General features: G+C 54.9%; 21 protein-coding genes and 2 pseudogenes. 21 read left to right on the forward strand and 2 right to left on the reverse strand.

The genetic code is table 11. The features are described from left to right. Positions 1–7: 7 nt before the first annotated feature. From QU667_RS04810 to QU667_RS04865, 12 genes and pseudogenes are all read left to right on the forward strand, one after another. The gene (locus QU667_RS04810; protein ID WP_304988180.1) at positions 8–1,183 is read left to right on the forward strand and encodes a phage major capsid protein; all 1,176 of its coding nucleotides are present in this window, start codon (positions 8–10) and stop codon (positions 1,181–1,183) included. Between the two features lie 32 nt (positions 1,184–1,215). Next, positions 1,216–1,491 carry a head-tail connector protein gene (locus tag QU667_RS04815; RefSeq protein ID WP_304988181.1) on the forward strand — a complete coding sequence of 92 codons (276 nt, stop codon included), beginning with the start codon at positions 1,216–1,218 and terminating at the stop codon, positions 1,489–1,491. Beyond that, positions 1,492–1,830, forward strand: coding sequence for a phage head closure protein (locus QU667_RS04820; RefSeq protein ID WP_304988182.1), 339 nt, complete (start codon positions 1,492–1,494; stop codon positions 1,828–1,830). Continuing rightward, complete coding sequence (locus QU667_RS04825) at positions 1,823–2,221, forward strand: HK97 gp10 family phage protein (RefSeq protein WP_304988183.1); 399 nt, start codon at positions 1,823–1,825, stop codon at positions 2,219–2,221. Before QU667_RS04820 ends, QU667_RS04825 begins: the two co-directional genes overlap by 8 nt. Then, on the forward strand, positions 2,218–2,580 hold the full coding sequence (gene gp17, locus QU667_RS04830) for a tail completion protein gp17 (protein WP_304988184.1): 363 nt from the start codon (positions 2,218–2,220) through the stop codon (positions 2,578–2,580). Before QU667_RS04825 ends, gp17 begins: the two co-directional genes overlap by 4 nt. A gap of 1 nt (position 2,581) precedes the next feature. Beyond that, on the forward strand, positions 2,582–3,181 hold the full coding sequence (locus QU667_RS04835; RefSeq protein ID WP_304988185.1) for a major tail protein: 600 nt from the start codon (positions 2,582–2,584) through the stop codon (positions 3,179–3,181). A gap of 11 nt (positions 3,182–3,192) precedes the next feature. Beyond that, positions 3,193–3,507 carry a hypothetical protein gene (locus QU667_RS04840; protein ID WP_273079690.1) on the forward strand — a complete coding sequence of 105 codons (315 nt, stop codon included), beginning with the start codon at positions 3,193–3,195 and terminating at the stop codon, positions 3,505–3,507. Positions 3,508–3,693: 186 nt separating this feature from the next. Beyond that, positions 3,694–3,852 (forward strand): hypothetical protein, encoded by a 159-nt coding sequence (locus QU667_RS04845; RefSeq protein WP_304988186.1) that lies wholly within the window; start codon positions 3,694–3,696, stop codon positions 3,850–3,852. Next, positions 3,827–4,543: pseudogene (locus QU667_RS04850) on the forward strand (recombinase zinc ribbon domain-containing protein); the annotation flags it as partial. The gene QU667_RS04845 and the pseudogene QU667_RS04850, both read left to right, overlap by 26 nt. A gap of 214 nt (positions 4,544–4,757) precedes the next feature. Next, complete coding sequence (gene deoC / locus QU667_RS04855) at positions 4,758–5,462, forward strand: deoxyribose-phosphate aldolase (protein WP_304988187.1); 705 nt, start codon at positions 4,758–4,760, stop codon at positions 5,460–5,462. 241 nt (positions 5,463–5,703) lie between these two features. Continuing rightward, positions 5,704–7,722: a transketolase gene (gene tkt, locus QU667_RS04860; RefSeq protein ID WP_425541854.1), complete on the forward strand. Its 2,019-nt coding sequence runs from the start codon at positions 5,704–5,706 to the stop codon at positions 7,720–7,722. An 18-nt stretch (positions 7,723–7,740) separates the two neighbouring features. Then, on the forward strand, positions 7,741–8,172 hold the full coding sequence (locus tag QU667_RS04865) for a PTS sugar transporter subunit IIA (protein WP_304988188.1): 432 nt from the start codon (positions 7,741–7,743) through the stop codon (positions 8,170–8,172). 147 nt (positions 8,173–8,319) lie between these two features. Here the strand turns inward: QU667_RS04865 and QU667_RS04870 are convergent, their stop codons facing one another. Beyond that, positions 8,320–9,132: a GntR family transcriptional regulator gene (locus tag QU667_RS04870; protein WP_304988189.1), complete on the reverse strand. Its 813-nt coding sequence runs from the start codon at positions 9,130–9,132 to the stop codon at positions 8,320–8,322. Between the two features lie 234 nt (positions 9,133–9,366). On the opposite strand from QU667_RS04870, the gene QU667_RS04875 reads away from it, so the two are divergent. The 7 genes from QU667_RS04875 to QU667_RS04905 all read left to right on the forward strand — a co-directional run bounded on the left by QU667_RS04875 (position 9,367) and on the right by QU667_RS04905 (position 17,196). Further along, positions 9,367–9,858, forward strand: a complete 492-nt coding sequence (locus QU667_RS04875; protein WP_304988190.1) for a PTS sugar transporter subunit IIB — start codon at positions 9,367–9,369, stop codon at positions 9,856–9,858. Between the two features lie 59 nt (positions 9,859–9,917). Then, positions 9,918–10,709 (forward strand): PTS mannose/fructose/sorbose transporter subunit IIC, encoded by a 792-nt coding sequence (locus tag QU667_RS04880; RefSeq protein ID WP_304988191.1) that lies wholly within the window; start codon positions 9,918–9,920, stop codon positions 10,707–10,709. 12 nt (positions 10,710–10,721) lie between these two features. Further along, positions 10,722–11,540, forward strand: coding sequence for a PTS mannose transporter subunit IID (manZ, locus tag QU667_RS04885; RefSeq protein ID WP_304988192.1), 819 nt, complete (start codon positions 10,722–10,724; stop codon positions 11,538–11,540). 71 nt (positions 11,541–11,611) lie between these two features. Continuing rightward, complete coding sequence (locus tag QU667_RS04890; RefSeq protein ID WP_304988193.1) at positions 11,612–13,123, forward strand: phosphohexomutase domain-containing protein; 1,512 nt, start codon at positions 11,612–11,614, stop codon at positions 13,121–13,123. Between the two features lie 88 nt (positions 13,124–13,211). After that, positions 13,212–13,973: a YdcF family protein gene (locus tag QU667_RS04895; protein ID WP_304988194.1), complete on the forward strand. Its 762-nt coding sequence runs from the start codon at positions 13,212–13,214 to the stop codon at positions 13,971–13,973. A 14-nt stretch (positions 13,974–13,987) separates the two neighbouring features. Beyond that, positions 13,988–16,405 (forward strand): glycyl radical protein, encoded by a 2,418-nt coding sequence (locus QU667_RS04900; RefSeq protein ID WP_304988195.1) that lies wholly within the window; start codon positions 13,988–13,990, stop codon positions 16,403–16,405. Continuing rightward, complete coding sequence (locus QU667_RS04905) at positions 16,402–17,196, forward strand: radical SAM protein (RefSeq protein ID WP_304988196.1); 795 nt, start codon at positions 16,402–16,404, stop codon at positions 17,194–17,196. Before QU667_RS04900 ends, QU667_RS04905 begins: the two co-directional genes overlap by 4 nt. A gap of 273 nt (positions 17,197–17,469) precedes the next feature. Here the strand turns inward: QU667_RS04905 and QU667_RS04910 are convergent, their stop codons facing one another. Continuing rightward, the gene (locus QU667_RS04910; RefSeq protein WP_304988197.1) at positions 17,470–17,646 is read right to left on the reverse strand and encodes a hypothetical protein; all 177 of its coding nucleotides are present in this window, start codon (positions 17,644–17,646) and stop codon (positions 17,470–17,472) included. A gap of 269 nt (positions 17,647–17,915) precedes the next feature. Here QU667_RS04910 and QU667_RS04915 point away from each other — a divergent pair. After that, a pseudogene (locus QU667_RS04915) lies at positions 17,916–18,065 on the forward strand (magnesium chelatase domain-containing protein); the annotation flags it as partial. 59 nt (positions 18,066–18,124) lie between these two features. Then, on the forward strand, positions 18,125–19,486 hold the full coding sequence (locus tag QU667_RS04920; protein WP_304988199.1) for a DUF389 domain-containing protein: 1,362 nt from the start codon (positions 18,125–18,127) through the stop codon (positions 19,484–19,486). Positions 19,487–19,516 lie beyond the last annotated feature (30 nt).

Here is a 19,516-nt window from a genome sequence, read left to right on the forward strand (position 1 = left end):
AAAGATCATGGATAAGATCATGGCAATGCGCGAGAAGCGTGCAGAAATGTGGGAACAGGCAAAGCAGTTTCTGGATTCTCACGAAAAGGACGGGCATCTCACAGCCGAAGATGCCAAAGCGTACGAGCAGATGGAGAATGAGGTGCTTGCACTCGGCAAGGATATCGAGCGCATGGAGCGTCAGGCGATTCTCGACGCGCAGCTCGCAAAGCCCGTGACGGCAGCGATTACCAATATGCCGGGGGCTGCGCTCAATGCAGAAAAGACAGGACGTGCAAGTGAAGGCTATCGCTCGGCAATGCTCAAGGCACTCCGCACGAATTTCCGTCAGGTGGAGAACGTCCTGCAGGAAGGCGTGGATGCAAACGGCGGCTACCTCGTTCCCGAGGAATACGATCAGCGTCTGATCGACGTGCTCAGCGAAGAGAATGTCCTGCGTCCGCTTGCGACGGTAATCACCACGAGCGGGGAGCACAAGATCAACATTGCCGCCACAAAGCCTGCGGCATCGTGGATTGAGGAGGGGGCGCAGCTCACCTTTGGCGAGGCGACGTTTGACCAGATCGTCCTCGACGCGCACAAGCTGCACGTCGCGGTCAAAGTCACGGAGGAACTTCTCTATGACAATGCCTTCAACCTTGAGAATTACCTTATCGAGCAGTTCGGTAAGGCACTCGGCAACGCAGAGGAGGACGCATTCCTGAGCGGCGACGGAACGCACAAGCCGAAGGGGCTTCTCATCTCGGCAAAGACATCCGTCACCACGGCGGCGGCAGACCTCAAGGCGGATGAACTCGTAACGCTCGTTTACAGCCTCAAACGTCCCTACCGCAAGAATGCAGCGTTCATCGTCAACGACCAGACACTTGCAAGCATCCGCAAACTCAAGGATGCCAACGGCGCGTATTTCTGGCAGCCGTCGTATCAGATGGGTGAGCCTGACCGTCTGCTCGGCTATCCCGTGTACTCCTCGGCATATATGCCCGCTGTCGCGGCGGGCAAGACCGTCATTGCGTTCGGCGACTACTCCTACTACAACATCGGAGATCGTGGTACCCGCGCCCTACAGGAACTCAAGGAGCTGTTCGCGGACAACGGCATGGTCGGCTATGTCATGAAGGAGCGGGTAGACGGAAAGCTCGTTCTTGAGGAAGCCGTGCAGACACTCAAGATGAAGGGCTGATGAAATCTGCGGCAGAGAGGGGAGGTGGTTTTATGCTTGTGCCGCTTGCAGCAGTGAGGCAATATCTGCGGATTGACGGGGATGAGGAGGATGATCTCCTCACGCACTTTACGGAGACAGCAGAACAGATTTGCACTGCATTACTGCGTGTCAAGGATCTTTCGGAGGTTGAAGACCAAGCAATCGTGCGTGTCGCAATACTCTACGCCGTGTCCTATCTCTATGAACACCGGGAAGAAGCGGATCATCGAGGGCTTGCGCTGACACTGCGGTCGCTTCTCTTCGGTGTGCGGAAGGAGGGCTTTTAGATGGACGCGTCCATGAGCGAACTGCGTCATCGCATTTCTGTCCTGCGTCCCGTGACGGATACGGACGATGAGGGAAATATCCTCTCATCATCTGTGCAGGAAGTCGGTAAAGCGTGGGCGCTCGTTTTGCCCTTTGCCGCAAAAATCTCCGACGGGTACGCCGAAAAGGTACAGGAGGTAGATTACCGCATTGTCATCCGCTACCGCACAGATGTCCGAGTGACGGATCGTATCCGTTGGGGTGACAAAACGCTCACACTGATTGCGCCGCCGTACCCGCTTGGCGGAAAGAAACGGTGGCTTGTTCTGGAATGCAGGGAGTTGGTGGAAGATGGCTAGATACCGAGGTTTTGTCTCTGCCGAGAAGATCTTCTCGGAGCTTGGTGCAGAGGCGACGGCTGCGGCAAAGGAAGCACTCGCACATGGTGCGGACGATGTGGTCGCAGAGGCAAAGAACCGCTGTCCCGTCTATACGGGAACAGATAAGCGTGTGGTCAAAGGTGCGCTTCGCGACTCTATCCATAAGCGTCTGCGCCGAAAGGACGGCTCTGTTTGGCGCATCGCGGCAGATGCAGAGTCACAGGATGGCGTATTCTATGGCGTACTCGTTGAGTTCAGCCCGAGGATCAACCGCCCGTTTCTCTATCCCGCGCTCGATGCCAAGAAAGACGGCATTCGTTCTGCCATCGTCGATGCCGTGCGGACTGCAATTCGGAGGAGGGGGAAATGAGTGCTGCCAAGATCGTGTATCAGGCACTTGTGCGCTCAAAGGAGCTGACGCAGCTTCTCGCTCACGGGAAGAAGGGCATCTACCACGGGCGCAGCCCTGACGCGGGAACATATCCTATCATCGTCTATTCCGTCATTTCGGATGTTCCCGCACTATCGGCAGACGGCACGGAACTGGAACGCCGAATCACGGTGCGTATCCATATTCTGACGAAGGATGGACGGTTTCGAGAGATTCATAAAGCCGTAAAAAGTGCGCTCCTGCCGCTCGGCTTTGTCCGTGCACAGACGCAGGAGTTTGTCGAGAAAGATATATTCGTTGAAATCACAGATTACAGAACAGCAATGGAGGGAGAATAAAATGCCAAGTCCAACACCGGCAGCAAAGCCCGCAGGGAATCTTACGAGCGGGCAGTTCATCAACATCCAGAAACTTCATATCGCCAAGATGCTCACCGATGTGGCAGGAGGGGTAGCAACCTACGAGACTCCGATTCCGCTTGGGAAGCTGCTCCGCAAGGTGGACATCAAGCCGCAGACGAATCAGGCGGAGCTTTTCGCCGACGGACAGTCCGTGGATACGGCATCCAATACCGCATCCTACGATCTGACCTTTGATACTGCTGCTTTGCCGCTTGAGTATGTCGCGTATCTTTTGGGACACAGTATAGAGAACGGCGTGATGAAGGCGGGCAAGGACGATGTCGCACCGTATTTCGCCGTCCTCTTCCAGTCGGACAAGCGCAATGGGAAGAAGAGGTTCACCAAGTTCTACAAAGTCCAATTCACGGAACCCTCGGAATCCGGCAACTCGAAGCAGGAGAGCATTCAGTTCGACACGCCGACGCTTACGGCAAAGGCAATCTACCGTCTCTCGGACGGGCTGTCCTACGCCAAGGCAGATGAGGAGGCGGCGGGCTTTGCCGCAGAGACAGGCTCGAAGTGGTACGAGCAGGTCTGAGGGAGGACATGATGGAAACACCAACGTTGCATATTGCGGGCAGGGAGATCACGCCGCATCCTCCGAAGATGAAGGTGTGGCGCGAGTTCCTTGCCTTTTTTGATGCCGACAAAGAAGGTCTGAGCCTTGAAGATTTTCTGGACGCGCACGTTCGTCTGATCGTTCTCGGATTCGGACGGGAGGAAGTGACGCGGGAATCTGTGGAAGAGAATGTCGATGTTGCGGACATCGTACCGTTGACGCGCTCCCTTTTCCGTTGGATTCAGTCGCTGACCTTCTCCAAACTGGTGAACCTCCCAAACGGGGAGACGGAGAAAGAGGCGTAGTTCTTTCTCCGTACCAGAACTTACTGCGCTACTACGAGCGACTGCAGTCCGCTTATGGGTGGACAATGCAGGAAATCGACGGACACGAGATTGGGTTTCTGCTCGATCAGCTTGTTGTGACCGCTTTTTGTGAGCAGCAGCAATCCGAGCGATTTATTGATGACGTGATGTAGGGAGGGAGATAGAGTGGCAAAGCGCGGACAGAAGATTGATGAACTCTATCTCGACATCGGTCTCAACATCGCACAGCTGCAGCTGGATTTCGACACGGCAGGAAAGACCGTCTCGGATTCCATCGCACGGCTCAACAGCAAGGCAAACAATTATCCCGCCGGACTTATTTGATTTCGTCCAGTCGGAGATAAAACGTAGAGAGCAGAATGGCAAGCACAGCGGTGTGAGCATCTTCGCGAACAAAATCAAATGCGGATGCTGCGGAGGTTGGTACGGGGCGAAGGTATGGCACTCCACGGACAAGTACCGCAGAGTCATCTACCGCTGCAACAAGAAATATGCCCACAAGGGCAAGCCGTGCAGCACACGGCATCTGACAGAGGATGAGATCAAGCAAATTTTCGTCAAGGCTCTGAATTCCTTGGTGGAAGTCAAAGAGAACGTGATTGCAGAACTGCGATCTCTGATTGACGGCGTTTGCCAAACGGGAGAGTTGGTGGAGGAACATAATAGAGTAGAGCAGGAACTCGGCGTTTTGGCAGAACGTCTTGAAACGCTGATTCGTGAGAATGCGCGGGTGGCACAGGATCAGGCGGTGTATCTGAAACAGGAAAACGAGATTCGCGCACGCTATCTGGACAAGCAGGGGGCTTTGGAGAAGTTGGACGAGCAACTTGCCGAGAGGGAGAGCAAGAGAAATATCTTGGAGGGCATGATTCATACGCTATGTGGCATCAACGGGGAGCAGATTGAGTTCGATGAGGCGTTATGGGGCGGGCTACTCGATCACATTGTAGTGAAGGAGGACGGTACGTTGGTTGTTGTTTTTAAGGGTGGGATTGAGATTGCAATTGGAGAATAATGTATAAGTTTTATCCCAATCTCCATAGTGAAACTGCATAACAATATGAGTGGGAATATCCATACCAGACAGATGTGACAAACTTCATTTTATCAGTGATTCCTTAAGTAGTACCATATTTTTTCAAAAAAACTATTGACATCGTGTGCCTTTTGCATTATATTAAACACATCAAATGTATGATACATATAAAACAAAAAGGAGACGATGTATTATGAAACAGACGAAGAAAGCTGCAGAGATGACCGCGAAGGAACTGGCACGCTACATTGACCAGTCTGTCCTGAAGCCGGAGTTCACGCAGGAGGAGATCAAGAAGTACACGCAGGAGGGAATCGACTTCGGCTGTGCGACGATCTGCATCAACCCCGCATCGCTCGAACTCGTTTCGAAGATGGTCGAGGGTACGGACACCGGCATCTGCGTCGTCTGCGACTTCCCCTTCGGGCTCTCCACGACGGAGTCCAAGGCGAAGCAGGCGGAGGAGTACTGCAGCAAGTACAAGATTATGGATCTCGACATTGTTGCGAACTACGGTCAGCTTCGCAGCGGCAACCTCGACTACGTGACGGCGGACATCAAGGCGGTCGTCGATGTCTGCCACAAGTACGGCACCGAGGTCAAGGTCATCATCGAGACCGACTCGCTCACAAAGCAGCAGATTATCGACGGTACGAAGTGCGCCGTCGCGGCGGGCGCGGACTACATCAAGTCCTCCACGGGCTTCTACACGGGCGGTGAGTGCGTCGGTGCAACACCCGAGGTCGTTCAGATCATGATGGACGCGGGTGAGGGGAAGATCAAGGTCAAGGGCTCGGGCTGCATCCGCACGCAGGAGCACTTCTTCAAGCTCATCGACATGGGCATCGATCGTATGGGCGTCGGCTATCGCTCCACGCCGGACGTTCTGAAAAAGTAAGTACATAGGAAGCACTGATAAATTCAGTACTGCCATCTTGGCACATCTTTTTCGCCCTGCCATCGTCGACAAATCCTCCACATAGCCCTTGCTATGCATCCGGTTTGTCTCCTTGACAGGACAAAAAATCTGCACCAATCTGACAGACTTCATTTTATCAGCGATTCCATAACGAATTGAGGGGAGGAGAATGTGGCTCATGCTGCGTCTCCTCTCTTTTTATGCAAAGGGGGAAAAGGAATTGGATTCGATGGATACAAAATGCGTGAATGCGCTTCGTGTGCTTGCGGCGGATGCCGTACAAAAGGCAAACTCCGGGCATCCCGGGCTGCCGCTCGGGTGTGCGCCGATGGCATACGAACTTTGGGCGCACCACATGAAGCACAATGCAAAAAATCCGCAGTGGGCGAACCGCGATCGCTTCATCCTCTCGGGCGGGCATGGCTCTTCCATGCTCTATGCGCTGCTCCACCTCTTCGGTTACGGGTTGACCATGGACGATCTGAAATCGTTCCGACAGGACGGCTCGCTGACGTCGGGGCATCCCGAGTATGGGCATACGGTCGGTGTCGAGGCGACGACGGGGCCCTTGGGCGCGGGTATGGCGATGGCGGTCGGCATGGCGATGGCGGAGGCGCATCTTGCAGCAATCTTGAATCAGCCGAACTACAACATTGTCGATCATTATACCTTTGTCCTCGGCGGCGACGGCTGCCTGATGGAGGGCATCTCCTCCGAGGCGTTTTCGCTTGCAGGCACGCTTGGGCTATCGAAGCTCATTGTGCTCTATGACAGCAACCGCATTTCCATCGAGGGGAGCACAGACATCGCCTTTACGGAGAATGTCGCGGAGCGCATGGCGGCGTTCGGTTTCCAGACACTCGACGTGCCTGACGGCAACGACCTCGCTGCCATTGGTAGGGCGATTGAGGCGGCAAAGGCGGACAAGATGCGTCCGTCCTTCATTACGATTCATACGGAGATCGGCTACGGCTGCCCCGCGAAGCAGGGCAAGGCAAGTGCACATGGAGAGCCGCTCGGCGTGGAGAACGTCAAGGCACTCAAGGAACGGCTCGGATGGCAGAAGCTCGAGGAGAGTTTCTATGTCCCCGATGAAATCTATCGTCATTATGAGGAGGCTGCGCGCGCGGCAGCAGCGGACGAGGCTGCATGGAACGAACTATTTGACGCATATAGCACTGCGTTTCCCGAGGCGCGGCGGCACTGGGACAGCTATCGCGCGCCCGTGGACGCGGCGGCACTTATGGAAAATGCGGACTTTTGGGCACATGGAGAGGAGCCGCAGGCAACGCGTGCCATCTCGGGGACGATGCTCAACCGCCTGAAGGACATCCTGCCGCAGCTTTTCGGCGGCAGTGCCGATCTCGCCCCGTCGAACAAGACGGAGATGAAGGGCTTGGGGGACTTCAGCAAGAAAAACTATGCAGGGCGCAACGTTCATTTTGGCGTGCGCGAGCTTGCGATGGCGGCGATTGCAAACGGCATTACGCTCCACGGAGGGCTGCGTTCCTACATCGGCACGTTCTTCGTGTTCAGCGACTACATCAAGCCGATGGCGCGCCTTGCCTCGCTTATGCGGATTCCCGTGACCTATGTGCTCACGCATGACAGTATCGGCGTCGGCGAGGACGGCCCGACCCATGAGCCAATCGAACAGCTGGCGATGCTGCGCGCGCAGCCGAACATCAACGTCTTCCGTCCGGCGGATGCGATAGAGACTGCCGCAGGATGGTATCTTGCCGTGACGAGCACCGAGACACCGACCGCACTCGTGCTCACGCGCCAGAATTTGCCGCAGCTCAGGGGCTCAAGCAAGGAAGCACTGCGAGGAGGTTATGTTGTCTCCGAGGCAGCGGGGGAAATGCAGGGCATCCTGATCGCCTCCGGCTCGGAGGTCAGCCTCGCCGTCGCGGCGCAGGAAGCACTTGCCGCCGAGGGCGTGCATGTGCGCGTCGTCTCCATGCCCTGCATGGAGCTCTTTTCGGCACAGAATGAAGACTATCGCGAGCGTGTTCTGCCGCGTGCCGTGCGGGCGCGTGTCGCCGTAGAGGCAGCATCGGGCCTCGGCTGGGGCAGATATGTCGGACTTGACGGTGCTGCGGTCACGATGGAGGGCTTCGGTGCCTCTGCACCCGCCGATGTGCTTTTCAGGAAATACGGATTCACGGTGGAGAATGTTGCACGCGTCATGAAGGACGTTATTGCGAAGAACTATCGAGCGAACTGTGGACATCTGTAAAAGAAAGGAGTATCTGGGATGTTTGGAATTATTGTAGGAACTCATGGAATCTTTGCCGAAGAGATTCTGAAATCTTGTGAGATGATCTGCGGTGAACAGAAGAACGTACAATCTGTGACGCTTGTGCCGGGTGAGGGACTGGACGATGTGGTAAAAAAATACGAGGCGGCTATTGCAGAGCTTGATTGTACGGATGGTTTGCTCTTCCTCAACGATCTCTTCGGTGGTAGTCCCTATAACGCCGCATGTCGTCTTGTAGCGGAGAACGAGGCGTACGGCATCGTCACAGGGGTCAATCTGCCCATGCTCATCGAGATGGTCAGTACCCAGTGCGTTAGCGGGAAATATGACATTCTCGCACTTATGGAGCAGGCTTGCGAGGCGGGCAAAAACGGAATTCAAGGCTTCCACGTCTCGAAAATGGAAGTGGATAAGGACGACGATCTCTGAGAATACTCCATAGGCAGAGAAAATGCTGTTATATCCTTAGGCAGGAAAGCGCAGGAAATCGATTTCCTGCGCTTTTGCTATGTAATGATATTTTTGTATTATATTCAGACTTGAATGAGCCAAGAAAATCCTTGATTTATATGGGGATTACAATGTGATATTACGTTGGATGTTATCTGGAATATTCGCCTTGCCCGGCACGGTGCGGTAGAGCTCCATCTGAAACTCGCACATATCCGCGCGCGTGATGGAGTGTGTGTACTCGTAGACAAAGCCTGTGTCGAGGTGGGAGATGCGAGTGATCTTGTAGCCTGCATCGCGCGCACGGCAGCGCAGCAGCTTCGCTTCGTCCTCGCGCAGAAGGACGGCGGCAATCGTTTCCGTTGCGTGATAGAGGTTCAGCGCATAGTTCTGACTGAGCACCTGATAGAGGGAGGTCATTGTGAAGTCGTGCTGCTCGATGCCGGGACAGAGATAGTAGGGGATTGTCGTGCGCTCGATGAGGACGGGCTTGCCGTCTGCACAGCGCAAACGATCGAGCTGAAAGATCTCGGGATTCGAGGAGGGCAGCTGCAATATTTCCACAAGCCGTGCGTCCGCCGCCGTAATCTCCTGATTCAGAATGAGGGAGGAGGGAACGGCATGCAGTTCGCGCATATTCGCACTGAAATTATAGAGGTTGTTGATCGGACGCTTCATTTTCGGCTCCGCAATGAATGAGCCCTTGCGCCGATAGCGGATGATCAGCCCCTCGTCCACAAGCAGCTCCATCGCCTGCCGCACCGTTGTTCGACTGATGCCGAGCAGATCGCACAGATCGTTCTCGGGGATCATCTTGTCCCCTGGTTTGAAAATGTTTGTGCGCACCTTGAGCCGGATGAAGTTCGCCAGCTGCTCGTAGATCGGAATGCTCGACGAGAGCTGCATATTGATCGCGCTCGTGAAATCCTCTTTTTCCATTGCCTACCGTCCTTCTGCATATTTGTATAATACAACTATATCTATTCATCGAAAAACTGCAAGGGAAATTTTATTGTGAAAAATAAAAAAATAGATTGACAAGAGAAATAGAAAATAATATATTAAACAAAGCAAATGTATGATACATATAAAACATAATAAGGAGGTGAAAAGGAAGTAAGGTAACATGTGCTGATATTTGTGTCATCAGGCAAATGAAAGGAGACAAACAACGTGGAAATTGCATTTTGCCGTATTGACGATCGGCTCATTCATGGGCAGATCGCAACTGTATGGTCGAAGGTCACAGGCTGCAACCGCATTATGTGCTGCAGCGACGAGGTCGCCAAGGATGAGATGCGCAAAAAGCTCCTGCTGCAGGTCGTACCTCCGGGGCTGAAGGGGTATGTCGTGCCTGTGGACAAGGCGATCGAGGCGTACAAGAACCCAAAGTATGACAGCTTCAAGACTCTTTTCCTGTTCACAAATCCGACGGATGTCGTGCGCGCGATAAAGGGCGGTATTCCGTTCACGTCCGTGAACCTCGGAGGAAAGTGCTATCAGGAGGGCGACACAATGATCTCCAGTGCGGTCTCCGTGAGTCCGCAGGATGTCAAGGCGCTGCTCGAGCTTGTGGAGATGGGCGTGGAGGTCGAGATTCGCAAGCTCGCAAGCGATACGAAGGGGGATCTCATGACGGCACTGCGCGCCAAGGGACTTGTCTGATTGTTTGTGTTGAACGTAATTTTAGAAAGGAAGCGTGATTCAGCATTATGTTATCCACTATGGAATTTACACTGCTCCTTCTCGTAGCGGCAATCGCCGGCATGGGGAGTGTGCTCGACGAGGCGCAGTTCCATCGTCCTCTCGTCGCCTGCACATTAGTCGGACTTGTGCTCGGCGATGTCACAACCGGAATTATACTTGGCGGTACGCTTGAAATGATCGCACTCGGTTGGATGAACGTCGGGGCGGCGATGGCACCGGATTCGGCACTTGCCTCGGTGGTCGCGACCATCCTCGTCATCCTCGGGCATCAGAGCATCGGTGCGGGCATCGCGCTTGCCGTTCCGCTCGCTGCGGCAGGGCAGGTGCTTACGATCTTCGTCCGCACGATCACGGTCTTTTTCCAACATCTTGCGGACAAATACGCAGCGGAGGGCAGCACCTTCGGCATTGAGATGTGCCACATCGGCGGACTTCTCCTGCAGGCACTCCGCGTTGCCGTACCCGCAGGTCTTGTCGCAATTATCGCGGGGACGGATACGGTCAGCGCGATGCTGAACTCCATTCCCGAGGTTGTCACACGTGGACTCCAGGTCTCGGGTGGTTTCATTGTCGTCGTCGGATACGCCATGGTCATCAACATGATGGATGCGAAGTCCCTCATGCCATACTTCTTCCTCGGTTTCCTACTCGCCGTCTTCACGCCGATGAACCTCGTCGCATTCGGTGCGATTGGTCTCATCTGCGCCTACTTCCACATCCGCAGCCTCGAGGTCGAGCTGAGTGTGGCGGGCGCGGGCAGAACGAGCAGCAAAGCAGTGGATGACATCGATGATTCGGATCTCATGTGAGGAGGGAATGCCATGGAAAAGCAACTGACCAAGAGAGAGCTCGTCTGGATCTTTATCCGCTCCAATTTCCTGCTCGCGTCCTATAATTTCGAGCGTATGCAGGCGATGGGATTCTGCGTTTCGCTGATCCCCGCGCTCAAGAAGCTCTATCAGGGCGATGAACTCAAGGCGGCACTGAAACGTCACCTCGAGTTCTTCAATACACAGCCGTTTCTTGCCGCCTCCATCATGGGCATCATTGCGGCGATGGAGGAAAAGCGTGCGAACGGTGCGGCGATCAGTCCGCAGACGCTCTCGGGTGTCAAGGTCGGTCTTATTGGCCCCTTGGCGGGCGTTGGGGACCCGATCTTCTGGGGGACGCTGCGTCCCGTTCTCGCCGCCCTTGGTGCAGGAATTGCACTGACGGGCAGCATCATCGGACCGATCCTCTTCTTCGTCGCGTTCAATGTGCTGCGTCTCTTGACGCACTGGTACGGCGTCATGTATGGCTACGCGAAGGGGACGGAGCTCGTGGAAGAGGTCGGCGGGAACAAGATGCGCTACCTCACGGAGGGTTCATCCGTCCTCGGACTCCTCGTCATGGGGGCACTTGTCGCAAAGTGGACGAGCGTCAATATGCCGCTTGTTCTCTCGGAGTACACGAACAGTCAGGGCGAACTTGTCGTTACGACAGTGCAGACAATTCTCGACAGCCTCATGCCGAGCATGGTTCCGCTCCTCATGACGTTCGCCTGCATGTATCTGCTCAAGAAGAGCGTGAATCCGCTGCTCATCATTGTCGGACTCTTCGCGATCGGCATTATCGGCTATGCAATTGGGCTGCTGGCATAATGTATTGGACGAAGCTGTTGCATGGCGATGTGACAGCTTCTTTTCGTAAACGAACACAAAGGAGAATTACCATGCTGACAAAGGATGCAATCATGAAGCTTGCGAATGGCAGCGACGTGCGCGGTGTTGCCGTCGAGGGTGTTGCGGACGAGCCGGTAACGCTTACTGTCGAAGCTGTAAACCGCATCGCGGGTGCGTTTGTGGAGTTTCTTGCGCGGCGCAGCGGCAAGAAGCCCGGCGAGTTGAAGATCACAATCGGGCATGATGCACGCATCTCAGCCCCCATGCTGATGGAGGCAGCAGTGAAAGGGCTGCGGGCAAAGGGCGCGGCAGTGCTCGACTGTGGGCTTGCCTCGACACCGGCAATGTTTATGTCCATCATCTTTCCGGAGACCGCTGCCGACGGTGCCGTTATGCTGACGGCGAGTCATCTGCCCTACAATCGGAACGGTATGAAGTTCTTTACGGCGAGTGGTGGATTGGAACACGAGGACATCCATGCGATTCTTGAGATGGCAGCGACGATTGAGGAGGGCACAGCAGACATCACGGGGGTTGTGGAATATGACCTGATCGCGCGCTATGCCCTACATCTACGCGGACTGATCTGCACGAAACTCAGTTTCCCGCGTGGAGGAAAGCCTCTGCGTGGAATGCACGTCGTTGTGGATGCGGGCAACGGGGATGGTGGATTCTTTGTCAATCGCATATTGAAACCACTGGGGGCAAATACGGAAGGCAGTCAGTTCCTCGAACCCGACGGGATGTTCCCAAACCATATGCCGAATCCGGAGGACAAGACGGCAATGGAGTCCCTACGAAATGCCGTTCTTGCGAGCAAGGCAGATCTCGGACTTATCTTTGATACGGATGTCGACCGCATGGGTGCCGTCCTCGCCAATGGGGAGGAAATCAGCCGCAACAGCCTGATTGCGATGATGGCATCGATTCTTGCGGAGGAGTATCCTGGCAGTACGATTGTGACGGATTCCGTCACGTCGGACGAGCTGAGCGTGTTCTTGGAGCAGAAACTGGGGCTGAAGCACCACCGCTATATGCGTGGCTATAAGAACGTCATCAACGAGTGCATCCGCCTGAACAGAGAGGGCATCAGTTCACCGCTCGCGATCGAGACTTCGGGGCACGGCGCGCTGCGCGAGAACTACTATCTCGACGACGGGGCGTACCTCGCCGTCCGCCTGCTGATCGCCGCAGCACTGGGGCGAAAGGAGGGACATCCCCTCGCATCGCGCATTGCGCGCCTCGGGCAGCCTGCAGAGAGCCGCGAATACCGTTTGCGCATCGTCGGGCAGGAGGCGTACCGCGTCTACGGGGACAAGGTGCTTTCCGCATTCGGTGAGCGCGCGCGGGCGGCGGGTATCTCCATCGCAGAGCCGTCCTATGAGGGCGTCCGTCTCGTCTTCGCCGAGGGATGGGCACTCCTGCGCATGTCGCTCCACGATCCGAACATGCCGCTCAACATAGAAAGTCGCTCGGAGGGAGGCTGCGCAGTGATTGCCGCTCGCGTGAAATCCCTGCTGGATGGTTTTGATTCGCTCGATCTCAGATCCTTAGAGACATGAGTGTATTTCACTATTGACAGAAGTTCCTTATTAGTGTAAATTATACATAACAAATGTATGATACATATAAAATAAATGGAGGTAATAGATGAAGCTGGAGGATGCCATCAATACGATCAGTTGTTTTCTGGCACTGCGACAGATCGAGGAACTGACGCCTGAGAGCTTGGAGGTACATTGTGGAGCAGGACAAGCCGATGTTTTGCTTGCGTTTGGCAACGATTTGCCGGAGGTGGCGGAGGCTGCGTGCAGAGCCTATCTCTCCGGCATATGCAAAAAGATCTTGTTTGCTGGAGGAGTCGGGCATTCCACGCAGATCTTAAAGGACAAGATGAAGGCAATGCCGGAATACCGCGCCTGTGATCTGTCTGGTGCAGAGGCGGATATCTATGCAGAAATTGCGCGTAAGAAGTTTGATATTCCGGAGCAGGATATCCTCGTGGAGAACGCCTCTCGCAACTGCTCGGAGAATGGGCGGAATGCACTCCGTATACTGAGGGAGTATGGCATTCCTCATCAGGTGATGATTCTCCTGCAGGATCCGACGATGCAGTATCGCAGCTATGTATCTATGGCAGATCTTGTCACGAAAGGGGATATACTGATCAGCTATGCCCCGTTTGTGCCGCAGATGAATGCGGAGTTGGAATTTACCGAACAGATCAAGGGACTTTGGCCGCGCGAGCGCTTTTACTCCCTGTTGATGGGGGAGATTCGCCGTCTCCGTGATGATGAGAACGGGTATGGACCGAAGGGCTGCGGATTTATTCCACATGTTGACATCCCTGTCGATGTGGCGGCGGCAGATGAAGTGCTGCACAATGAGTTAGAGTGTTATGCTGCGCGTTGAATGGAGGGCTGACCATGAAGTTTTTGGAATTTGTCCCGCAGACGGACGACATCGACATGGAGCGCATCGAGCGCTTTCACAACTATATGCAGGAGCGCCGCGCGAGCATCTGTAGCGAGCGCGCCGTGCTCTATACGGAGTCGTTCCGTGAGACCGAGGGCGAGGATTATACGATCCGCAAGGCGAAGGCGTTCGCGCATACCCTGCGCCACATGACAATCTACATCGAGGAGGACAGCCTGATCTTCGGCAATCAGGCAAGCCGCAACTTTGCCGCACCGATTTTCCCCGAGTTTTCTATTGACTGGGTGGTGAAGGAACTCGACGAGTTCGACAAGCGTTCGGGCGACGTGTTCTACATCACAGAGGAGGTCAAGGAGGATATCCGCCGCATCGCGCCGTACTGGCACGGGCACACGCACGAGGACGAGGTACAGCGGACGACAACGGAGAGCGTCCGCATGGCGGAAAAGCAGAAGGTCATCCATCGTGGCGGCATCTCCATGTCGGGCGACGGGCACATTGTCCCGAAGCACGAGCTGATTCTCGAAAAGGGCTTCCGCGCCATCAGCGAGGAGGCAAAGGAAAAGTTAAAAGGGGCGGGGCTTACCGAGGAGAACCGCGTCTTCTATGAGGCGGTCGTGATCGCGCTCGAAGGGGCACTTGACTTTATCAAACGCTATGCCGCGCTCGCACGGGAACTGGCGGAGAAGGAGCAGAATCCGAAGCGGCGTGAGGAACTGCTGGCGATGGGCGAGATGGCAGAGACGCTGATGGAGCGCCCCGCGCAGAGCTACTGGGAGGGCTGCGAGACGGTCTACCTCGTGCACATGCTCCAGATGATCGAGAGCAACGGGCATTCCTTCTGCTACGGTCGCTTCGACCAATATATGTACGATCTCTATCGGCACGATATCGACCATGGGATTTTGTCGGTGGAAAAGGCGCTTGAGATCACGACCCATATGTTCCTCATGAACAGCGGCAACAACAAGGTGCGCCCCTACGGGCACACGCGCTTCTCGCAGGGCCATCCGCTCTACTCGAACCTCATGGTCGGCGGCTACCGCCCCGACGGTACGGACGGCTCGAACGAACTGTCCGCGCTCTGCATCGAGGCGATGAACCTCACGGCGATGGCGGAGCCGAACTTCTCCATGCGCTACAACGCCGACACGCCCGAGAGTCTGCTGCGCCTCGCGGGGCGTCTCATCCGCACGGGCTGCGGTATGCCGTCCATGTTCAACGACGACGCGGCAGTGCGCGGGCTGGAGAGCCTCGGCATCAAACGCGAGGATGCGCTCGACTACTGCGCGATCGGCTGCGTGGAGACGGGCGTGCCCGGCAAATACGGACACCGTGCGACGGGCATGACCTACGTCAACTGGGGCAAGATTTTGGAGCTTGTCATCTACAACGGCACCGATCCCGACAGCGGCATCCAGATGATGAGTGTGAACGGGCAGCCCGGTAAGGACATCACGTACAAGTCCTATGATGAGATGTGGGCGGCATGGAAGAAGCTGCTGAAATTCTACTCGGACATCGCCGTCGAATGCGATGTGATCTGCGACAAGGCGCTCGCCGTGTACGATGCCGACCCGTTTGCCTCCTGCTTTATCGACAACTGCATGGAGGTCGGCAAGCTGCTCAAGAACGGCGGCTGTCAGTACGACGTGATCTCGCAGTCGAACATCGGTCCCGCCGTGCTCGGCAACTCGTTCGAGGCGATCAAGAAGCTGATCTTTGACGAGAAAAAGCTGACATGGGACGAACTGAAACACGCGATGGAGGTCAACTGGATGGGAGAGGAGGGCAAGCGTGTCCACGATCTTGTCAAGTCCGCGCCGAAGTTTGGCAACGATGAGGACGAGGTGGACGGTATCGTGCGCGACATCTTCGAGTCTTATCTGGAACTCCTGCCCGCATATAAGACCGATCGGACGGGCAGAGGCCCCGAGGTCAGCTGCTATACAATGTCCACGAGCAATATCACATCCTATGTGCCAAACGGTCTGGACGTGGGGGCGACGCCGGACGGGCGTATGGCACGCTCGCCGCTCAACGAGGGATGCTCGCCGACGCAGGGGACGGATGTGAACGGCCCGACGGCCGTCATCCGCTCCGTGTCGAAATTGCCGAACTGGAAGGTTGCGGCGGGACAGCTGCTCAACATGCGCTTTGCACCGGGCACGCTCGCGGGTGAGGAGAATCTGCAAAAATTCGTGGGATTCCTGCGCGCGAGTCAGCGCATGGGCATCTATCACAATCAGTTCAACGTCATTGACTCCACGACGCTGCGCGACGCGCAGAAGAATCCCGAGCAGTACACGGATCTCATCGTGCGTGTGGCGGGCTACTGCGCGCAGTTTGTTTCGCTCATGCCAGAGACGCAGGATGCCATCATTGCGCGTACGGAGAACGAGTGGTGAGTGTGAAAGGTCTCGTCGGGTTTCTGCAGGGCTACTCCACAAAGGACGGTCCCGGCATCCGTACGACGGTGTTCTGCGTGAATTGCAATCTGCGCTGTAAGTGGTGCTCGAATCCCGAGCTAATGCTGCCGGGGAAGAAGACGATGCATTTCACGCTCGGCGGCGAGGAGCGCACGCAGGAGGTCGGGGAGGAGTGGGACAGCGCACAGCTCGCAGCATGGCTTGCGCGTGACCGCACCTTTTATGAGGAGTCGGGCGGCGGCATCACCTTCTCCGGCGGAGAGGCAGCGCTGCAGGCGGACTTTGTGGCGGATACGGCGGCGCGTCTCGCGGCGATGGGCATATCCTCCGCGCTTGACACGGCGGGCGATGTTCCGTGGGAGACGCTTGACCGCCTCTCCGATCACATGGCGTATGTGCTCTACGATGTCAAGGCGTTCGATGGGGAACTTCATCGGGCGTGCACGGGCAGGGGCAACGCACGCATCCTTGCAAATCTTGAAAAACTTGCGGCAAAGGGGCAGCGTCTCATCATCCGCATGGTGATTGTGCCGGGGTACAACGATGATCTCGCCGATGTGCAAAAGCGCATGGCGTTTGTGAAAAAACTCGGAGATGCGGTCGAACGCGTGGACATCCTGCCCTACCATACCCTCGGCAAGGGAAAGTATCAGCGCCTCGGCATCCCCTATCCGATTGCAGGGGATGAGCGTATCTCTGAGACTTATTGGATGCAGCTGCGTGCTGTAGCGGACGAGGTCGGCGTGTCTGTGAGGATTGCACTAGAATAAAGGAAGCGTTGATAAGTTCAGTATCGTTTGCTAATCTCATTTTATCATGCTTCTAAGAAACATCGGGCTATTATATAACATAGCTCGATGTTTTTCATATGTGGTCGCCGAATAGGCATGATAAACCCCCAAGTTCAACTGGGGGTAGAGAAAAAATTCTTATAGAAAAGGGATGCGCCTCCTATGCTAAACTAGAAGTGTCCTGACAACCACAAATGAAGAATAGCATATCCTTCTCTGGGGACTTGTCGGCGGTGTCAACGCAAATATGAATCAGTTCTGGATCACACGCGCTGCACTCGACGCACCGACATTCGCAAATGGACTCTTTTTGACGGCAACGAATGCCGGAACAATGGCGGGGGCGATGTTCGGCGGCGCGATCATTGCCACATACGGTATGGCAGCGATCATGTTCGGTGGAATTGTCTTCGCGATAATCAGCCTCATATTTCTATTGATGCCTACATCCACATCGGCTTCTGTGCAGAAAAATTGCATTTTTACAGGGGCGAAGAGCAGTGTGCCGTAAAAAACAAAAATGCCTCTGGACATACAGGTTGAACGACTTGAGATTGGTGATGCTCCCACACACAACACAGATTCCATTCGCCCTACCCAGCGTTTGGAATCTCTTTTCTTTTGCAAAGAATCATTAGGCATCTTCCCCTCTCTTGTGTTATAATTTTCTTATATTTGAAACGTAGGAGGGAAGGCCGTTGTTTGCAAAGACTTATGGTGCGACGACCCTCGGGATTGATGGACGGATTATCGACGTTGAGGTGGATGTGTCGCCCGGGCCGCCGGGCTTTGAACTGGTGGGGCTTCCCGATACGTCGGTGAAGGAGTCGAAGATACTCGTAAAATCGTGGTATTATTTCTATAAATGGCCAATATCCTAATATAGAGACCGAAGGAGAGGGATTGTTTGATTTGGAATAAGCTAAACGATTTTTTTGACTTGCATGGCGACATTGCGTCAATACAGGAGATTACAGAGCGGATCAATGCCGGCGTGCGATTTCGGGGGACGAATCTCAGTGTCCTGATGCTGGCGATCTTTATCGCCTCCATCGGGCTCAATATGAACAGCACGGCGGTCATCATTGGCGCGATGCTGATCTCCCCGCTGATGGGGTCGATCCTTGGCATTGGCTATGGGCTTGCCCGTTATGACAGCACATACATCCGTTCCAGCGCAGGAAGCCTGCTCGCCCAAGTCGTCATTTCGGTTGCCACATCGACGCTTTATTTTTCCCTCACACCGATCGATGCCCCCTCGTCCGAACTGCTTGCACGGACATCGCCGACCATCTGGGACGTTTTGATTGCTGTCTTTGGCGGATTGGCAGGAATCATCGGCGTAACACGCAAAGAGGGCGGGAATGTCATCCCCGGTGTTGCGATTGCGACAGCTCTTATGCCTCCTCTCTGCACCGCAGGATATGGCATTGCCACGGGCGTTATGGCGTACACTGTGGGCGCACTCTACCTGTTCTTTATCAACAGCTTCTTTATCTGTCTGACGGCATTCATCGTCTTGAAAATCATAGACATTCCCTCCAAGATAGAGCGGAACTCCGTGGAATTCTCAAGACAGAAACGCTATCTGATGGCCGTTGCCATACTTGTCACGCTGCCCAGCTGTTTCTTTGCGTATCAAAGCGTGCAGGAAAATCTGGAGAACGAGCAGGCGAAGATCTATATCGAGGAGAATTTCAAAGCACTGCCTCACCTTGCGATCTCTTATACCTTGGACAGCCAGAAGAAAACATTGACGGTGTTTACGATCACGGGAATATCGGAGGATGATTTGACGGGATTGACGGAGAAACTGCATGAAAAGGCACATCTCAGAGCGTTCCGGCTAGAGGTTTTTTCTGCGGAAGATCGCGAAGAGATGGAGGCAATGATCGATCAGAGACTCAGCGAGGTTAGGAAAAGTGCCATCCCCTCTGTGCAGGAGCAGCAGACCGTGACTGCACTCAAGTCTGCCCGCGAGGAAAGCGAGAAGCAGGGAACCTACATATTGGACTGGAATCGAGAGGCACACATCGTATTTCCGCAAATCTCCCGCATCGCCGTCGGGAGTGTACGCGCACCTGCCGGCACTGGGGATAAATCGGCTGCTCTGAGTGAAACGCAAATTGCGTTCATATATCTGCAATCGGATATGGACGAAGCGTCGCGTGCTCGCTTGACCAAATGGATTTCAGACAAAGCAAAGAACCGTGTAGAGGTGCACTTCTTTCCTGAAGTCTCGGCAACAAAGGAGAACAAAGGGGAGTGAACTGTATCTGAGGACGGAGTCCAGAGATCG

The sequence above is a fragment of the Selenomonas dianae genome (assembly GCF_030644225.1).
Lineage (GTDB): Bacteria > Bacillota > Negativicutes > Selenomonadales > Selenomonadaceae > Centipeda > Centipeda dianae.

Bases quoted from the DNA above. Each gene is read 5' to 3' on its own strand.
- deoC (WP_304988187.1), top strand. From the start codon at position 4,758: ATGAAACAGACGAAGAAAGCTGCAGAGATGACCGCGAAGGAACTGGCA.
- QU667_RS04895 (WP_304988194.1), top strand. From the start codon at position 13,212: ATGAAGCTGGAGGATGCCATCAATACGATCAGTTGTTTTCTGGCACTG.
- QU667_RS04870 (WP_304988189.1), bottom strand. From the start codon at position 9,132: ATGGAAAAAGAGGATTTCACGAGCGCGATCAATATGCAGCTCTCGTCG.
- gp17 (WP_304988184.1), top strand. From the start codon at position 2,218: ATGAGTGCTGCCAAGATCGTGTATCAGGCACTTGTGCGCTCAAAGGAG.
- QU667_RS04810 (WP_304988180.1), top strand. From the start codon at position 8: ATGGATAAGATCATGGCAATGCGCGAGAAGCGTGCAGAAATGTGGGAA.
- QU667_RS04835 (WP_304988185.1), top strand. From the start codon at position 2,582: ATGCCAAGTCCAACACCGGCAGCAAAGCCCGCAGGGAATCTTACGAGC.
- QU667_RS04820 (WP_304988182.1), top strand. From the start codon at position 1,492: ATGGACGCGTCCATGAGCGAACTGCGTCATCGCATTTCTGTCCTGCGT.
- QU667_RS04815 (WP_304988181.1), top strand. From the start codon at position 1,216: ATGCTTGTGCCGCTTGCAGCAGTGAGGCAATATCTGCGGATTGACGGG.
- QU667_RS04910 (WP_304988197.1), bottom strand. From the start codon at position 17,646: ATGAGGCTGATTATCGCGAAGACAATTCCACCGAACATGATCGCTGCC.
- QU667_RS04890 (WP_304988193.1), top strand. From the start codon at position 11,612: ATGCTGACAAAGGATGCAATCATGAAGCTTGCGAATGGCAGCGACGTG.
- QU667_RS04865 (WP_304988188.1), top strand. From the start codon at position 7,741: ATGTTTGGAATTATTGTAGGAACTCATGGAATCTTTGCCGAAGAGATT.
- QU667_RS04880 (WP_304988191.1), top strand. From the start codon at position 9,918: ATGGAATTTACACTGCTCCTTCTCGTAGCGGCAATCGCCGGCATGGGG.
- QU667_RS04900 (WP_304988195.1), top strand. From the start codon at position 13,988: ATGAAGTTTTTGGAATTTGTCCCGCAGACGGACGACATCGACATGGAG.
- manZ (WP_304988192.1), top strand. From the start codon at position 10,722: ATGGAAAAGCAACTGACCAAGAGAGAGCTCGTCTGGATCTTTATCCGC.
- QU667_RS04825 (WP_304988183.1), top strand. From the start codon at position 1,823: ATGGCTAGATACCGAGGTTTTGTCTCTGCCGAGAAGATCTTCTCGGAG.
- QU667_RS04840 (WP_273079690.1), top strand. From the start codon at position 3,193: ATGGAAACACCAACGTTGCATATTGCGGGCAGGGAGATCACGCCGCAT.